This is a genomic window from Microbacterium sp. HMH0099, from assembly GCF_049384025.1.
In the GTDB taxonomy this organism is placed as follows: domain Bacteria; phylum Actinomycetota; class Actinomycetes; order Actinomycetales; family Microbacteriaceae; genus Microbacterium.
This window is the reverse complement of the sequence record NZ_JBMRJR010000003.1, coordinates 261,802-277,208: the sequence shown is the minus strand read 5'-3', so window position 1 is coordinate 277,208 and position 15,407 is coordinate 261,802. Positions and strand designations below refer to the sequence as shown.

The following is a 15,407-nucleotide window of genomic DNA, read 5'->3' as shown; positions in this document are numbered from 1 at the left end:
GGGTGCGTGTCGCCCTGGCCTCGCGGAGAGCCACGTTCCGGTCGTCGTCAGCGTGTCCTCGGCGAGATCACGTGATCTCGGGACCACGGGATGCCACGGCTCGCACGAACGACGAAGCCCCCGCCGCGGCGGGGGCTTCTGTGAAGACTCAGCGGGGGCGCGGCGCCCGCATCTTGGTGGGGTCGACGCCCCTCGGGATCGGGAGCGAGGACAGGCCCTGCGACACCGACGAGACGCGCTTGATGACGGCCGCCATCGTGGCCCGGTCGACCTTCTTCGGCAGCGCCTTGATGGTCGAGGCGAGGTCCTTGATCTGCACCTGGTCGTCGCCGTGCCCGACGTAGAGGACGGTGACGGGCACGCCGGCGGCGACGCGCTGCACGCGTGAGCGCTCCTCACCGACCAGACGGGTCAGCCGGGACTGCGAGCCCTCGCCGATGAGGACCACGCCCCCACGACCGATGGCCCGGTAAAGGGCCTCCTGCGTCCGCGGGTTCACGCCGATGGGCGTCTCGGAGGCCTGCCAGTGACGCCCGAGGGAGGACGACAGCACGTGACCGGTCGCCCCGGGCATGCCGTCGATCTTCTTGTACATGGCCTTCGTCGACAGCCGCGTCATGGTGATCATCGACGCCAGCACACCGGCGAGCAGGCCCGTGAAGCCCCACAGGAGGATCCCCCAGATCGCGGCCGGGGGGATGAGGAAGCCGACCAGCACGCCGATGCCGATGCTCACCAGCACGATGCCGGCCAGCAGGAAGGGGAGCCAGCGGTACTCCTTCTGCGTGAAGGTGTACAGGGTCCGAAGCTGGGAGAAAAATCCCGGTCGCTTCTCGGGGGTCGAAGTGCGCGCGGCCATGGGGTCGATTCTATCTTCGCGCGGCGTGGTCACCGCTCCTCCCCAGTGGTCGGATGATTGTCCCCGTCCACGGATCGCACGTTCGGCCCCACGGCGTCCCCGCCGTTCCGGTCACCATCGTCCCGTGACGACCGTGCCGCCCCTCAGCTCCCCGCCCGGGGAGTCATCCGAGTGCGTCGAACTCCTCGACGACTACCTCGAGCGCCGTCGACGCAGCGGCATCGCGATGTCGACCGGAGAGGTCGTCACCCTGCTCGTCCCGTTTCTCCGGGGCGCCGGGACGGCGGGTCGGGATGCCGTCTGGGGACTGACCAGAGAAGGACGACCCGTTCCGTGTCCGCCGGCGCAGCCCCCCGCGATCCTGCGGACCGTCGACGGTCTGCGGCGTTTGGCGCCGCCGGACATCGACGCGGTGGTCGCCGAGGTCCGCCGGGTGTTGGAGCGACCGTCGACCGCCGCGGCGTCAGCTGCAGAGGAGCGGGTGTTCCATCTGGGGGAGCCGCGCCCACTCGTTCTCGGTCCTCTGCGCCCGGTCATCGCCGACGAGCCCGAGGAGGACGCGGGCGGGTCGACGGGACTGCTGGCACTCGTGGACGCCGACCTTCGGACAGCCGTCGCCGCGGCCCTCCGGGACGCACGCAGGCGATGGCGCCGTCGGGCGCCGGCATCCTCGCGGCGTCGTGTCGTCCTGTGGGCGGCTGCGGCTGTCCTCGCGGCCGTGGTGGCCGTCGGCGTCACGGCCGTCGCGGGGCCGGGCGATGGCGGGGGCGCGACGCCGGGCGTGACGGGCGGGAGCGTCGCCGACCGGCCCATGGAGGATGAGGACGAGGACGATGCCGTGGCGGACCTCGGCCCGTCGGCCGCTCCGGACGTGTCCCCGGACGGCGTCCCGAACGGGATACGGCGAGTCGTCGAGGCAGCGGGAGCCTGCGGGTCCGACACCGTCTGCCTCGCCCCGCTGCGCGAGGCCCCACCGTCCCCGGACGAGCCGGAGCTGCTGCCGCCGGCCGGCGCGAGCATGGCGCTCGTCGACGACTTCGGTGGACTCGTGGTGCTGCGCCTCGAGGTGTCTGGGCGACGACAGTACGTCACGCTCGTCCGCGTGAACGACAGATGGCTGGTCCGCGCCGCCGGAGCGATCACGGACCAGCCATCATGAGCCGGTCTGGGGCGGGGTCAGATACCCAGGTCGCCCTCGAACTGCGCCGCCTCGAGGCGAGTCTTCACCGCGCCGAGGAAGCGGGCGGCGTCGGCACCGTCGATGATGCGGTGGTCGTACGACAGAGCCAGGTACACGTACGAGCGCACCGCGAACGCGTCCTTGCCGTCGACCGAGACCACGCCGGGCTTCTTCACGACCGCGCCGAGACCGAGGATGGCCGACTGCGGCAGGAAGACGATCGGGGTGTCGAACAGCGCCCCACGCGAACCGGTGTTGGTCAGCGTGAAGGTGCCGCCCGCGAGCTCGTCCGGCTTCAGCTTGTTGTCACGAGTGCGCGCGGCCAGGTCGGCGATCTCGCGAGCGAGCTGCGCGATGTTCTTGTCGCCGGCCTCCTTGACCACCGGCGTCAGCAGACCGCGCTCGGTGTCGACCGCGATCGAGATGTTCTCGCTCGAGGGGTAGACGATCTCGTCGCCCTTCACCGTCGAGTTGATGATCGGGTAGGTCTTGAGCGCCTCGACGGCGGCGATCGCGAAGAACGGCAGGAAGGACAGCTTGTCGCCGGTCTTCTGCTGGAAGTCGCCCTTCACACGGTCGCGCAGCGCCGACAGCTTGGTGACGTCGACCTCCACGACCGTCGTCAGCTGAGCGGTGGCCTGCATCGACGCCACGGCGCGCTCGGCGATGACCTTGCGCAGACGCGACATCTTCTGCGTCGTCCCGCGCAGCGGCGAGACCTCGACCGGTGCGGACGAGGCTGCAGCGGCGGGAGCCGGAGCCGACTCGGCGGCGGGAGCGGACTTCGCGGCCTCGGCGGCCTTCAGCACGTCCTCCTTGCGGATGCGTCCGCCGACACCGGTGCCGGTGACGGAGGCGAGGTCGACGCCCTGCTGCTGCGCGAGACGGCGCACGAGCGGGGTGACGTAGGTGACCTCGTCGTTGGATGACGCGGCGGGAGCGGGCTGGGCGGCGGGCTTCTCGGCGGCGGGCGCGGGCTGGGGGGCGGGCTTCTCGGCGGCGGGCGCGGGCTGCTCCGCCGGCTTCTCCGGCGCGGGCGCGGGCTCCTCGGCCGTCGGCCCCTCGGCCTTGGGCTGCTCGGGGGCGGGGGCGGGGGCCTCGGACGCGGCCGGGGCGCCGCTGCCGATGCGGGCGAGCGCTGCACCGACCTCGACGGTCTCGTCCTCCTGGACGAGGATCTCCTGCAGCGTGCCGGCGACCGGCGACGGGATCTCGGTGTCGACCTTGTCGGTCGAGATCTCCAGGAGCGGCTCGTCGACGGCGACGTCGTCGCCGACCGACTTCAGCCAGCGGGTGACGGTGCCCTCGGTGACGCTCTCGCCCAGCTCGGGGAGCTTCACCTCGGTGGAGTCGCCCGAGTCCGAGCCGGACGGCGCCGGGGCCGGCTGCTCGGCGGCGGGCTGCTCGGCGGGGGCGGCCTCCGCGGGGGCGGCGGGCTCCTCGGCCGGGGCGGCCTCCTGCTGGGCGGGCGCGCTCTGCGGGGCGTCGTCCGAGGACGCGGCGCCCGAGCCGTCACCGATCTTGGCGAGGACGGCGCCGACCTCGACGGTCTCGTCCTCCTGGACCAGGATCTCCTCGATCACGCCCGAGACGGGCGAGGGGATCTCGGTATCGACCTTGTCGGTCGAGATCTCCAGCAGACCCTCGTCCTCCTGGACGGTGTCACCGACCTGCTTGAGCCAGCGGGTGACCGTTCCCTCGGTCACGCTCTCGCCGAGAGCGGGGAGGACGACGGAAGTGCTCATGGGTATGTCTCCTTCGTACCGGATGCGGTAACTAGCTTAGTGACGGGTTGGGGATCAGAGTGCGTGCAGCGGCTTGCCGGCCAGCGCCAGGAAGGCTTCGCCGAGCGCCTCGCTCTGTGTGGGGTGCGCGTGGACGAACGGTGCGATGTCCTCGGGGTGCGCCTCCCAGCCGACGGCGAGCTGGGCCTCCGAGATGAGCTCGCCGACGCGATCGCCGACGAGATGGGCCCCGAGGACGGGGCCGTCGACGCGGCGGACGATCTTGACGATGCCCGACGTGCCCAGGATCTCGCTGCGGCCGTTGCCCGCGAGGTTGTACTCGTACGCCTTGACGGCCTCGGCTCCGTGGCGTTCGACGGCCTGCGCCTCCGTGAGCCCGACCGAGGCGACCTCGGGGTGGGAGTACGCCACACGCGGCACGTCGACGTCGGAGACGACGACGGGCGCGAGCCCGGCGATCTCCTCGGCCACGAAGATGCCCTGCTGGAAGCCGCGGTGCGCGAGCTGGAGCCCGGGGACGATGTCGCCGACGGCCCAGACGTGCGGGGCCGCCGTCCGCAGACGGTCGTCCGTCCGCACGAAGCCCCGCTCGAGGACGACTCCGGCCTCCTCGTAGCCCAGTCCGGACGTCGACGGTCCGCGCCCGACGGCGACGAGCACGTAGTCCGCGGTCACGGCCGAGCCGTCGTCGAGCTGCACCGTGACATCCGCGTCGGTCTGCGTGAGGGACGCGAAGCGGCGGCCGAGCTGGAAGGAGATGCCGCGCTTGCGGAACGCGCGTTCGAGCGCCTTGCTCGACGACACGTCCTCCGCGGGCAGCAGGTGGGGCAGGGCCTCGACGATGGTGACGTCGACGCCGAACGACCGCCATACGCTCGCGAACTCGACCCCGATGACGCCCCCGCCGAGCACGACGACGCGGTCCGGGACCTCGTCGAGGTCGAGGGCCTGCTCACTCGTGAGCACACGGCCGCCGATCTCGAGACCCGGGAGACTGCGGCTGTGGGAGCCGGTCGCCAGGATGACGTCCGTCCCGCGGTAGAGGTCCTCGCCGACGCGGACCGCGGGGCCCGCCTCGAGCGTGCCCTCTCCGGTGACGACACGGATGCCGCGGGTCGAGATCAGTCCTTCGAGGCCTTTGAACTTCTTCGCGACGATCCCCTCGCGATAAGCGCGGACCTTGGCGATGTCGATGCCGTCGAAGCTCGCGTGCACGCCGATGTCGGCGGCCCCGCGTGCCGCGTCGGCGACCTCGCCGGCGTGGAGCAGCGCCTTGGTGGGGATGCACCCGCGGTGCAGGCAGGTCCCGCCCAGCTTGTCCTTCTCGACGAGGACGACGTCCTTGCCGAGCTCGGCGAGCCGGAGAGCCGCCGCGTACCCGCCGCTGCCGCCCCCGAGGACGACGACGTCGGCGCGGTGCTCGGTCATCGCGCCGCGCCCGCCGCGAGCAGCTCGACCAGCGTGCGGACGGTCGCGCCCGTGACGCCCTTGTCGGTGTACCCGAAGGGCGCCGCCTTGTTCATCCCCACGCCGGCGATGTCGAGGTGCACCCACGGGATGCGCGGGGCGTCCGCGTCCTCGGACACGCGCCCGACGAAGTGGCGCAGGAAGAGTCCGGCGAACAGCGAGCCGCCGGCCGGGTCGCCGATCTTGGCGTTCTGCAGGTCGGCGATGGGGGAGTCGAGGTCGTCGACCATGTGGGCGGGCAGCGGCAGCTGCCACGCGAGCTCCCCGGCGGAGCCGGAGGCGGCGAGGTACTCGGCCACCGCCTCGTCGCCGCCCATGACGCCCGTGTGGCGGGTGCCGAGCGCGACGGTGATCGCGCCGGTGAGGGTCGCGACGTCGACGATGAGGTCCGGGTGCTGCCGGCTCGCCGCAGCGAGGCCGTCGGCGAGGACCAGACGTCCCTCGGCGTCGGTGTTGAGCACCTCCACGGTCGTGCCGTCCAGCGTGCGCAGCACGTCGCCGGGACGGATGGCGCGTCCCGAGGGCATGTTGTCGGCGATGCAGAGCCACGCGGTGACGTGCACCGGCAGCTGCATCTCCGCGGCCGCCTTCACCACGGCCAGGACGGTGGCGGCGCCGCACATGTCGTACTTCATCCCGACCATGGATGCCGCGGGCTTGAGCGACAGTCCGCCGGTGTCGAAGGTGATGCCCTTGCCGACGAGGGCGACGTGACGCTCGGCGCCCGCCGGGGCGTAGTCCAGGCGCACCATGCGCGGCGGTCGGTCGGAACCCTGACCGACGCCGAGGATGCCGCCGTACCCGCCGTCGCGCAGGGCCGCCTCGTCGAGCACCTCGACCTCGACCGGGAGGCCGGCGACGGCCTCGGTGGCGGCGGCGGCGAAGTCGGCCGGCCCCAGCCACTCGGCCGGGGTGGTCACGAGGTCCTTGACCAGGGCGACAGCACCCGACACCGCGGCGACCGCCGCGACGTCCGCCTCGCTCGGGGCCTCGCCGGTGTGCACGGTCACGCGCTCCGCGCGCTGCTTGGGGCCGTCCGCCTTGTAGCCGGCGAAGCGATAGCCGCCGAGCGCGGCGCCCTCGGCGACCGGTCGCCACGGGGCGTCGACGAGGGACTGGACGGCGACGTGGGGGAAGCCGGTCAGCAGGCGCAGGCCGGTCCCCGCCGCGTCGCGCAGGGCGGCGGCATCCGGGGACGCGCCCGCGCCGGCGACCGCCACCGGGGTCGACACGCCCGGCACGTGCACGCGCTGGAACGAGCCCGCGGCACCGGTGAATCCGACGGCGGAGAGGGCGGCGAAGAGCCCGTCCCACCCGTCGGGGTCCGGTCCCCGCTCGTCGTTCTTGTCGATCAGGAGGAGCAGGGCATCCGCGTCGGACTCGATGAGGGGAGCGCTGGTGTGCGCCACGGAGGGGAACGGCATGCCCTCCATCCTAGGTTCGGCCCCTGTTCGCTAGCAGCGGGACGCACCGGGTCCGCCTGACGGAAGCGGCTCGTAGAGTGGGGACATGCCGTATTCCGCACCGCTGTACGATCGCGCCCCCGCCGCGCCGCCGGTGCCCTCGGGCCTTCCGCTCGTCGTCGCCCTGACCGGCTTCACCGACGCCGGGGGAGCGGTGACGCGCCTGGTCGAGTACTTCCGCGACGACCTCGACCCCAACGCGCTCTACGTCTTCGACAACGACGTCCTGCTCGACTACCGTGCCCGTCGGCCGCTCATCAGCTTCGACGAGGACCACCTCACCGACTTCCGTCCGCCGCGTCTCGAGCTCTCCCTCGCCCACGACACGCTCGGCCACCCGTTCCTCCTCCTGGCCGGGTACGAGCCCGACTTCCTCTGGGAGGCGTTCGCCGAGACCGTGCTCGAGCTGAGCGCGGGACTGCAGGTGTCCTCGGTGACGTGGGTGCACGCCATCCCCATGCCGGTCCCGCACACGCGGCCGATCGGCACGACGGTGAGCGGCACGCGCGCCGACCTCGCCGAGGCGCACTCCATCTGGCGTCCGCGCACGCAGATCCCCGCGACCGCCGGGCATCTCCTGGAGTACCGCTTCGCCGAGGCGGGGGCCAGGATCGCCGGATTCGCGCTCCTGGTGCCTCACTATCTGGGCGACACGGAGTACCCGGCCGCCGCCCTCGCGGCGCTGGACAGCCTGACCGTCGCCACGGGGCTGGTCTTCGCCGGCGACGTCCTCCGCGAGGAGAACCGCGAGTTCCTGGAGAAGGTCGGGGAGCAGGTGGAGAACAGCGAGGAGCTGACCCGCATGCTGCAGGGCCTCGAGGAGCGGTACGACTCCTACATGGCCGGTTCCACGCACGCGACGCCCATCATCCACACGGGCGACCTGCCCAGCGCCGACGAGCTCGCGGCGGAGCTGGAACGCTTCCTCGCTTCGCGTCCCGGCGACGACGATCGCCGCGGCCGACTCGGCTGACGCGGCACCGAAGCGCAGGCGGAGCGCCGGGAGGCGGCCTCCGGGAATTCCTGCCGTCTCGCGAACGTTGCATACGCATATATCCCCGGTCCGCGTCAAGTCCCGGCCCGAGGATGTGAGACAATGAAGAACCTGACCCGTTGTCGACCGGTCCGGGAGCCCAGCTCCACGGATGGGACTTGACAAGGGTCTTACTAGTGTCCGAGAACCGACCGGCGGCCGTGCGCGCACGTTCCCGGTGAAAGGCGAAACGTGGCGAGCACGACAACCAAGACCCGCTCCCGGAGTGCGAAGGACACCGACCTCGACACGACCGAGGAGACCGTGACGGCGTCGAAGAAGACGCCCGCGAAGAAGGCTCCCGCCAAGTCCAAGGCGGCGCCCGCCAAGGCCAAGACCAAGGCGAAGAAGGACGACGACCTCGACGAGGAAGAGATCGAGGAGGACGTCGAGGAGGACCTGGAGTCCGCGGACGACAGCGACGACACCGACGCGGACGACGCCGACGACACGAAGGCCGACGCGAAGAAGAAGTCCGACTCCGAGGACGACGACGACGAGACGCCCGCAGCGCCCGCCGAGGTGCTGCCGCAGGGTGCGATCGTCATCTCCTCGAGCGACGAGGACGACGTCCCCGTCTACTCGGCCCAGATCACGGGCGCGACGGCGGACCCCGTCAAGGACTACCTGAAGCAGATCGGTAAAGTCCCCCTGCTGAACGCGGCCGAAGAGGTCGAGCTCGCGATGCGCATCGAGGCGGGTCTGTTCGCCGAGGAGAAGCTGTCGCACATGTCGGCGGCGGAGAAGTCCAACCAGCTCGGTCTCGACCTGCAGTGGGTCGCCCGTGACGGACAGCGCGCGAAGAGCCACCTGCTCGGCGCCAACCTCCGCCTCGTGGTCTCGCTGGCCAAGCGCTACACGGGTCGCGGCATGCAGTTCCTGGACCTCATCCAGGAGGGCAACCTCGGTCTGATCCGTGCGGTCGAGAAGTTCGACTACACCAAGGGCTTCAAGTTCTCGACCTACGCGACGTGGTGGATCCGTCAGGCCATCACCCGCGCCATGGCCGACCAGGCGCGCACCATCCGCATCCCGGTCCACATGGTCGAGGTCATCAACAAGCTGGCCCGCGTGCAGCGCCAGATGCTGCAGGACCTCGGTCGCGAGCCCACGCCCGAGGAGCTCAGCCGCGAGCTCGACATGACCCCCGAGAAGGTCATCGAGGTGCAGAAGTACGGCCGCGAGCCCATCTCGCTGCACACGCCTCTCGGTGAGGACGGCGACAGCGAGTTCGGCGACCTCATCGAGGACACCGAGGCGGTCGTGCCCGCGGACGCGGTCGGCTTCACCATGCTGCAGCGCCAGCTCGAGTCGCTCCTGGACTCGCTCAGCGAGCGCGAGGCGGGCGTGATCCGCATGCGCTTCGGCCTCGGCGACGGCCAGCCCAAGACCCTCGACCAGATCGGCGACACGTTCGGCGTCACGCGCGAGCGCATCCGCCAGATCGAGTCGAAGACCATGGCGAAGCTGCGTCACCCCAGCCGCTCGCAGTCGCTCCGGGACTACCTCGAATGAGCGGGCAGGCCAACGCCGGCAAGGCGCTCACCGTCACCGTCGAGGGCACGTCGTACGCCCGCATCCCGATCCGCACGCGGGTCGTCATGCCGGGCGACGACCTCGACGCGTTCATCCTCGAGTACGCGAAGGATGCCGTGCAGCCGGGCGACCTGTTGTTCGTCACCGAGAAGATCGTCGCGATCACGCAGGGCCGCTCGTACAAGCTCGACTCGATCAAGCCCCGCAAGCTGGCGCTGTTCCTGTCGAAGTACGTCACCCGCACGCCGTACGGCATCGGTCTCGGCATGCCCGAGACGATGGAGATGGCGCTGCGCGAGTGCGGGACGCCCCGCATCCTCGTCGCGGCGGCCGTCGCCGCCGTCACCAAGGCGCTCGGTCGCAAGGGCGACTTCTACCGGATCGCCGGCGACAAGGCCCGCGCCATCGACGGGCCGACGAAGGGCACCATCCCGCCGTACAACCAGGCGGTCGTGCTGGGTCCGGAGCGTCCTCGTGAGGTCGCCGCCCACCTGAAGTCGCTGCTCGGCGTCGACGCGCAGGTCGCGGTCGTCGACATCAACGACCTCGGCGGCAACATCCTCGGCTCCACGATGGACAAGGCCGGCGAGAAGCGCCTGGTCGCGATCCTCAAGGACAACCCGCTCGGCCAGGGCCACGAGTCCACGCCGCTGGGCATCGTCCGCCGCAGCTGACAGCTCCGCTCGGAAGGCCCGTCCCGTTCTCGGGGCGGGCCTTTCTGGCATCCGGATGCCACCGGCCGATCACGCAGGGTTCGGAACGGCGACGGCCCGCCCCCTCACGGGAGCGGGCCGTCGCGGCATCCGGGATCAGAACCCGATGGCGGCCTGATAGCGCGGCTTGTGCCCCGTGCGGATACCGGTGACGCTCGGCTTGTTCTCGTACACGCCGGCGCCCCAATTCCCCTCGACGAGGACGGGGCCGTCGGGGCCGACGACGATGTCCCATCCGACGTACTGCACCTGCGGAACGACGCGCGCGACCTGGTCGACGAAGGCGCGGACCTCTTCCATCATCGGCAGCTGGAAGTCGGCGATGCGCACGCCGGAGTCGGGGTGCAGCTCGTGCACGTGGCCGTGGGAGTCGTAGCCCGGCCCGAAGGCGCGGCCCTCGTCGTCGAGCATCGTATAGAAGCCGCCGAAGGTCATCTGATCGCTGACCGCGCCGCGGCCGAACTTCTGCGCGATGGCGAGGATGTGCGTGGTCGTCCCGTCGAAGAACGCGGTCACGCGCGTGGTGTTGACCGTCCCGGGGCAGACCGCCGCGAGGTCGGGGTGCTGGCGGATGACCTCTTCGACGAGGATCTCGCCGCGCTCGAGCAGACCGCGGTGGAAGCCGTCCCAGTCGTCCACCTCGGCGGCGTGGTAGCGGTGCACACCCGTTCCGGCCTGGCCGACCGGCTCCTTCGTCACGATGGTGCCGAGCCGCTCGGTGAAGGCGCGCAGCTCGTCGGCGTTGCCGGGCTCCACGACCATCCACTCGCGGCGCAGGAAGTCGCTGAAGCGACGGTCGAAGGCGACCTTGTCCTGGAAGATCCCGCGGTAGTCGGGGTGGTCGTACTTCTGCGAGATCTGGTTCGACACCGGGTGCGTCATGTACGTGGCGCGCTCCGCGGGGGAGAGGATCGCGAAGTCGTAGTCGATGTAGTCCTGGAAGCCGACGTTCTTCACGCCCGCCTGGAAGAGCATGTCGGCGACGACGAGCGGCAGCGCCTTGCCGTGCTGGGCGGACGCCTCTTTGGCGCGCTCGACCACCGATCCGACGTCGATGCGGCGGGCGCGTCCGGCGAGGTAGCGGAGGCGGGGGGCGAGGGAGAAACCCTGGTTCGGCATACAGGCTCCGGAGTCGGCGGCAGGGACCCGGATAGTCTAGATGGCGTGACCTCCGCGCCCGCTCTGCACCTCGGCGGCGGCGCGGCGGTCCGTCCCGTCGCGCGGCTCTCCGCGGCGAACCTCCGCGCCAACGCCCTCCTCGCGGGATCGGCCGCCGGCGGCGATGTGCTCGCGGCCGACGCGTGGGGGCACGGCGCGGAGTGGGTGGCATCCACCCTGTCCGCCCTCGGCATCGCTCCGGACGGGCTCCGTCCGGAGGTGCTCTTCGGCCTGCCGGGGAGCGGGACCCGCCCGGTCATGTCGCTGCGCGGACGCGTGCTCGGCTGCAAGCCGCTGCTGACCGGCGAGGGCGTCTCGTACGGCTACACGCACCGGGCCCCGGCGGACACGGTCGTCGCGCTCGTGACGGGCGGCTACGCGCAAGGGGTGGTCCGCTCGCTCGGCAACGCCGTCAGCGTCGGCATCGCCGGACGCCGGCATCGCATCGTCGGCCGTGTCGCGATGGACGTCTGCGTCGTCGACGTGGGATCCCCGATCCCGTGGGGCTCCGAGGTCGTCTACTTCGGCGATGCGGCGGAGGGCGACCCGGCGCTGGAGGAGTGGATGGATGCCACCGGCCTCGGCGCCGGTGAGATCGTCGCGACCGTGGGGGCCCGGGCGCGCCGCGAGGTGGTCGTGTGAGCGCCGTCTACCGCGTCGACCTCGGCGCCTTCGCCGACAACCTCCGCCGCATCCGCGAGACCGTCGCGCCGGCGGAGCACATGCTCGTCGTCAAGGACGACGCGTACGCCCACGGTCTCGCGGCGGTCGTCACCCGCGCCCGTGACGAGGGCGTGCGCTGGTTCGGCGCCTTCGACGTCGAGACGGGGGTGGCGGTGCGGGAGACTCTCGGCCCCGACGTGCGCATCTTCGTGTGGCTGCTCGGCGGCGCCGACGACCTCGCGACGGGTGCCGCCGCCGGACTCGACCTCGGCATCGGCGACCAGGCGCTCCTCGACGCGCTCGAGGCCCTTCCCGCAGGGGGGCCCCCGGCCCGCGTGCACCTCAAGATCGACACGGGGCTGCACCGCAACGGCATCCGCCCGGAACGCTGGGATGCCGCCCTCGACACCGTCGCCGCCCTCGTCGCGGCGGGGCGTGCGGAGCTGACGGGCATCTGGTCGCACATCTCCGAGGCGTCCGACGAGGACGACGACGACGCCCGCGCCCTCTTCATCGCCGCGCGCGAGGCCGCCGCCGGCCGGGGCCTGACGCCCGCCGTGGCCCACCTCGCCGCCAGTGCCGCCGGGTTCGCGCGCGCGCCGTTCCGCGAGGACCTCGTCCGCATCGGCGCGTTCTCGTACGGCATCCGTCCCGCCGGCGGTCCCTCCGACGTCGAGCTCGGCATCCGCCCGATCGGGACCGTGGATGCCGCCGTCCTCGACGTCGCGGACACGGCGGTGCACCTCGACGTGGGCAGCCTGCACGGGCTGCCGCAGACCCTCGCCGGACGCTTCGACGTCCGGACCCCCGCCGGTCCGCGCCGCGTGCGCGGGATCGAGCCGACGCGTCTCGTCGTGGATCCGTGGCCCGGCGCGCAGCGCGGGCAGCGGGTGGCCGTGTTCGGCGGCGGCGCCGAGGTCACGGCGACGGATCTGGCCGAGCTCGTGGACACCATCGGCGAGGAGATCGCGCTGCGCGTCTCGCCCGTGCTGCCGCGCGTCTACGAGGGCTGACCCGGGTCACCGGCGTCCGTGCGGGCCCGTCAGCCGCAGCACGCGTCGGCACGCAGAAGGACCCCGCGTCGCTGGGTGAGCGAAGCGGGGTCCTTCTGGATCGTTCTCAGTCCGCGGCGGAGAGACGCGCGGTCTCGTCGTGCCACGAGGTTGCGACGGCGCGGAGCTTCTCCTCGTACTTGCGGCCGTGGTGAGCGCAGAACAGCAGTTCGCTGCCGTTCACCTCGGCGGCGATGTAGGCCTGCGCGCCGCAGGAGTCGCAGCGATCCGCGGCGGTCAGACGGTGCTCGAGGACGGCGGACGCGTCGGTTGCAGTCGTGGTGGTCATTTCGGGTGCCCTCCTCGGATGATTGGTGGGGCGAGTCATCACATACAACCACGCGGATGTTTCGTCTATGCCGACGGTTGATCACATTTCGCTGTACGCGTACGGCGGCCCCGGGCGGCCGCGCGTCTGCTCAGCGATGTCGTACCCGGCGATTAGTCTGGAGAACCGTGACTTCCGAGTATTCCGCCCATCACCTCCAGGTCCTCGAGGGCCTCGAGGCGGTCCGCAAGCGCCCGGGCATGTACATCGGGTCCACCGACTCCCGCGGCCTCATGCACTGCCTGTGGGAGATCATCGACAACTCCGTGGACGAGGCCCTCGGCGGCTTCGGCTCGCGCATCGAGATCCTCCTGCACGCCGACGGCAGCGTCGAGGTGCGCGACCGCGCCCGCGGCATCCCGGTCGACATCGAGCCCCGCACGGGCCTGTCGGGCGTGGAGGTCGTCTTCACGAAGCTGCACGCCGGCGGCAAGTTCGGCGGCGGCTCGTATGCGGCCTCCGGCGGACTGCACGGCGTCGGCGCGTCCGTCGTCAACGCCCTCTCGGAGCGGCTCGACGTCGAGGTCGACCGCGCCGGCAAGACCTACGCGATGTCGTTCCACCGCGGCGAGCCCGGCACGTTCGCCGGCGACGCCCCCGACTCGGCGTTCACCCCGTACGAGCGCAGCAGCGAGCTCCGCGTCGTCGGCAAGGCCGCCAAGGGCGTCACCGGGACGCGGATCCGCTACTGGGCCGACCGTCAGATCTTCACGCGCGACGCGGCGTTCGGGCTCGACGAGCTCGTGCAGCGCGCCCGTCAGACGGCGTTCCTCGTCCCCGGACTCGAGATCGTCATCCGCGACGAGCGCGCCGAGGAGCCGGTCGAGACGAGCTACCGCTTCGACGGCGGCATCTCGGAGTTCGCCGACTTCCTGGCTCCGGATGCCGCGATCACCGACACCTGGCGTCTGACCGGCACCGGCTCGTTCACCGAGACCGTCCCGGTGCTGCAGCCCAACGGGGCGATGGTCCCCACCGAGGTGAAGCGCGAGTGCGAGGTCGATGTCGCGGTGCGCTGGGGCACGGGTTACGAGACGTCGTCGCGATCTTTCGTCAACATCATCGCCACGCCGAAGGGCGGCACGCACCAGCAGGGCTTCGAGCAGGGCCTGATGAAGGTGCTGCGCAGCCAGATCGAGCAGAACGCCCGCAAGCTGAAGGTCGGCAACGACAAGATCGAGAAGGACGACATCCTCGCCGGGCTCACCGCGGTGCTGACCGTCCGTCTGCCGGAGCCGCAGTTCGAGGGACAGACCAAGGAGGTGCTCGGCACCCCCGCGGTGCGCCAGATCGTGGCATCCGTCGTCTCCTCCGAACTCGCGGCGCGCTTCTCGTCGCCCAAGCGCGACGACAAGGCGCAGACGTCGCTGCTGCTCGAGAAGGTCGTGTCGGAGATGAAGGCGCGCATCTCGGCGCGCACGCACAAAGAGACGCAGCGCCGCAAGAACGCGCTGGAGTCGTCCTCGCTGCCGTCGAAGCTCGTCGACTGCCGGTCCAACGACGTGGCCGACTCCGAGCTGTTCATCGTGGAGGGCAATTCCGCGCTGGGTACCGCCAAAGACGCTCGCAACAGCGAATATCAGGCGCTGCTGCCCATTCGCGGAAAGATCCTCAACACGCAGAAAGCGTCGATCAGCGACATGCTGTCGAACGCCGAATGCGCGTCTATCATCCAGGTGATCGGCGCCGGGTCGGGGCGCTCGTTCGACCTCGACGCCGCGCGCTACGGGAAAATCATCCTGATGAGCGACGCCGACGTCGACGGGGCGCACATCCGGACGCTGCTGCTGACGCTGTTCTTCCGCTACATGCGCCCGCTGGTCGAGGCGGGTCGCGTGTTCGCCGCCGTTCCGCCGCTGCACCGCGTGATCGTCATGAACCCGGGGTCGAAGCCCAACGAGACCATCTACACGTACAGCGAGCAGGAGCTGCACGCCCTGCTCACCCGGCTCAAGCGGTCGAACAAGCGCTGGCAGGAGCCGGTCCAGCGCTACAAGGGCCTCGGCGAGATGGATGCCGACCAGCTCGCGACCACCACGATGGACCGGGCCGGCCGCACCCTCCGCCGCGTGCAGGTGAAGGACATCGAGTCCGCGGCCCAGGTGTTCGACCTGCTCATGGGCAGCGACGTCGCCCCGCGCCGGGAGTTCATCGTGGACTCCAGCGACCGTCTGTCGCGCGAGCGCATCGACGTCTGATCCGAGCCCCCG

General features: G+C 71.2%; 13 protein-coding genes. 7 read left to right on the top strand and 6 right to left on the bottom strand.

Annotated elements, in window-relative coordinates:
* Positions 1-148: 148 nt before the first annotated feature.
* The gene (locus tag ACO03V_RS08500; protein ID WP_423137282.1) at positions 149-859 is read right to left on the bottom strand and encodes a DUF4191 domain-containing protein; all 711 of its coding nucleotides are present in this window, start codon (positions 857-859) and stop codon (positions 149-151) included.
* Between the two features lie 124 nt (positions 860-983).
* Here ACO03V_RS08500 and ACO03V_RS08495 point away from each other — a divergent pair, with 124 nt between their 5' ends.
* Complete coding sequence (locus ACO03V_RS08495) at positions 984-2,018, top strand: hypothetical protein (protein WP_423137281.1); 1,035 nt, start codon at positions 984-986, stop codon at positions 2,016-2,018.
* 17 nt (positions 2,019-2,035) lie between these two features.
* Here ACO03V_RS08495 and sucB read toward each other — a convergent pair whose 3' ends face one another.
* The 3 genes from sucB to ACO03V_RS08480 are packed head-to-tail and all read right to left on the bottom strand — an operon-like array spanning position 2,036 to position 6,675.
* Positions 2,036-3,784, bottom strand: a complete 1,749-nt coding sequence (gene sucB, locus ACO03V_RS08490; RefSeq protein ID WP_423137280.1) for a 2-oxoglutarate dehydrogenase, E2 component, dihydrolipoamide succinyltransferase — start codon at positions 3,782-3,784, stop codon at positions 2,036-2,038.
* 54 nt (positions 3,785-3,838) lie between these two features.
* Positions 3,839-5,212: a dihydrolipoyl dehydrogenase gene (gene lpdA, locus ACO03V_RS08485; RefSeq protein ID WP_423137279.1), complete on the bottom strand. Its 1,374-nt coding sequence runs from the start codon at positions 5,210-5,212 to the stop codon at positions 3,839-3,841.
* Positions 5,209-6,675, bottom strand: coding sequence for a leucyl aminopeptidase (locus tag ACO03V_RS08480; RefSeq protein WP_423137278.1), 1,467 nt, complete (start codon positions 6,673-6,675; stop codon positions 5,209-5,211). The genes lpdA and ACO03V_RS08480 overlap by 4 nt, the downstream gene beginning before the upstream one ends.
* An 85-nt stretch (positions 6,676-6,760) precedes the next feature.
* Between ACO03V_RS08480 and ACO03V_RS08475 the strand changes: the two genes are divergently transcribed.
* The 3 genes from ACO03V_RS08475 to ACO03V_RS08465 all read left to right on the top strand — a co-directional run bounded on the left by ACO03V_RS08475 (position 6,761) and on the right by ACO03V_RS08465 (position 9,957).
* Positions 6,761-7,687, top strand: a complete 927-nt coding sequence (locus ACO03V_RS08475; RefSeq protein ID WP_423137277.1) for a proteasome assembly chaperone family protein — start codon at positions 6,761-6,763, stop codon at positions 7,685-7,687.
* A 252-nt stretch (positions 7,688-7,939) separates the two neighbouring features.
* On the top strand, positions 7,940-9,262 hold the full coding sequence (locus ACO03V_RS08470; RefSeq protein ID WP_367726913.1) for an RNA polymerase sigma factor: 1,323 nt from the start codon (positions 7,940-7,942) through the stop codon (positions 9,260-9,262).
* The gene (locus tag ACO03V_RS08465) at positions 9,259-9,957 is read left to right on the top strand and encodes a coenzyme F420-0:L-glutamate ligase (protein ID WP_367726912.1); all 699 of its coding nucleotides are present in this window, start codon (positions 9,259-9,261) and stop codon (positions 9,955-9,957) included. The genes ACO03V_RS08470 and ACO03V_RS08465 overlap by 4 nt, the downstream gene beginning before the upstream one ends.
* Before the next feature lie 135 nt (positions 9,958-10,092).
* Here the strand turns inward: ACO03V_RS08465 and ACO03V_RS08460 are convergent, their stop codons facing one another.
* Positions 10,093-11,115: a sugar-transfer associated ATP-grasp domain-containing protein gene (locus tag ACO03V_RS08460; protein WP_423137276.1), complete on the bottom strand. Its 1,023-nt coding sequence runs from the start codon at positions 11,113-11,115 to the stop codon at positions 10,093-10,095.
* A gap of 45 nt (positions 11,116-11,160) precedes the next feature.
* Here ACO03V_RS08460 and ACO03V_RS08455 point away from each other — a divergent pair, with 45 nt between their 5' ends.
* Together ACO03V_RS08455 and ACO03V_RS08450 are read left to right on the top strand one after the other, a co-directional pair.
* Positions 11,161-11,796, top strand: a complete 636-nt coding sequence (locus ACO03V_RS08455) for an alanine racemase C-terminal domain-containing protein (protein WP_423137275.1) — start codon at positions 11,161-11,163, stop codon at positions 11,794-11,796.
* A complete protein-coding gene (locus ACO03V_RS08450) occupies positions 11,793-12,830 on the top strand; it encodes an alanine racemase (RefSeq protein WP_423137274.1) in 1,038 nt (345 codons plus the stop codon). The genes ACO03V_RS08455 and ACO03V_RS08450 overlap by 4 nt, the downstream gene beginning before the upstream one ends.
* Positions 12,831-12,936: 106 nt before the next feature.
* On the opposite strand, the gene ACO03V_RS08445 is transcribed toward ACO03V_RS08450, so the two are convergent.
* Entirely contained in the window at positions 12,937-13,158 is a 222-nt protein-coding gene (locus tag ACO03V_RS08445) for a DUF7455 domain-containing protein (protein WP_367726908.1), read from the bottom strand.
* A 167-nt stretch (positions 13,159-13,325) separates the two neighbouring features.
* Here ACO03V_RS08445 and ACO03V_RS08440 point away from each other — a divergent pair, with 167 nt between their 5' ends.
* The gene (locus tag ACO03V_RS08440; protein WP_423137273.1) at positions 13,326-15,395 is read left to right on the top strand and encodes a DNA gyrase/topoisomerase IV subunit B; all 2,070 of its coding nucleotides are present in this window, start codon (positions 13,326-13,328) and stop codon (positions 15,393-15,395) included.
* Positions 15,396-15,407 lie beyond the last annotated feature (12 nt).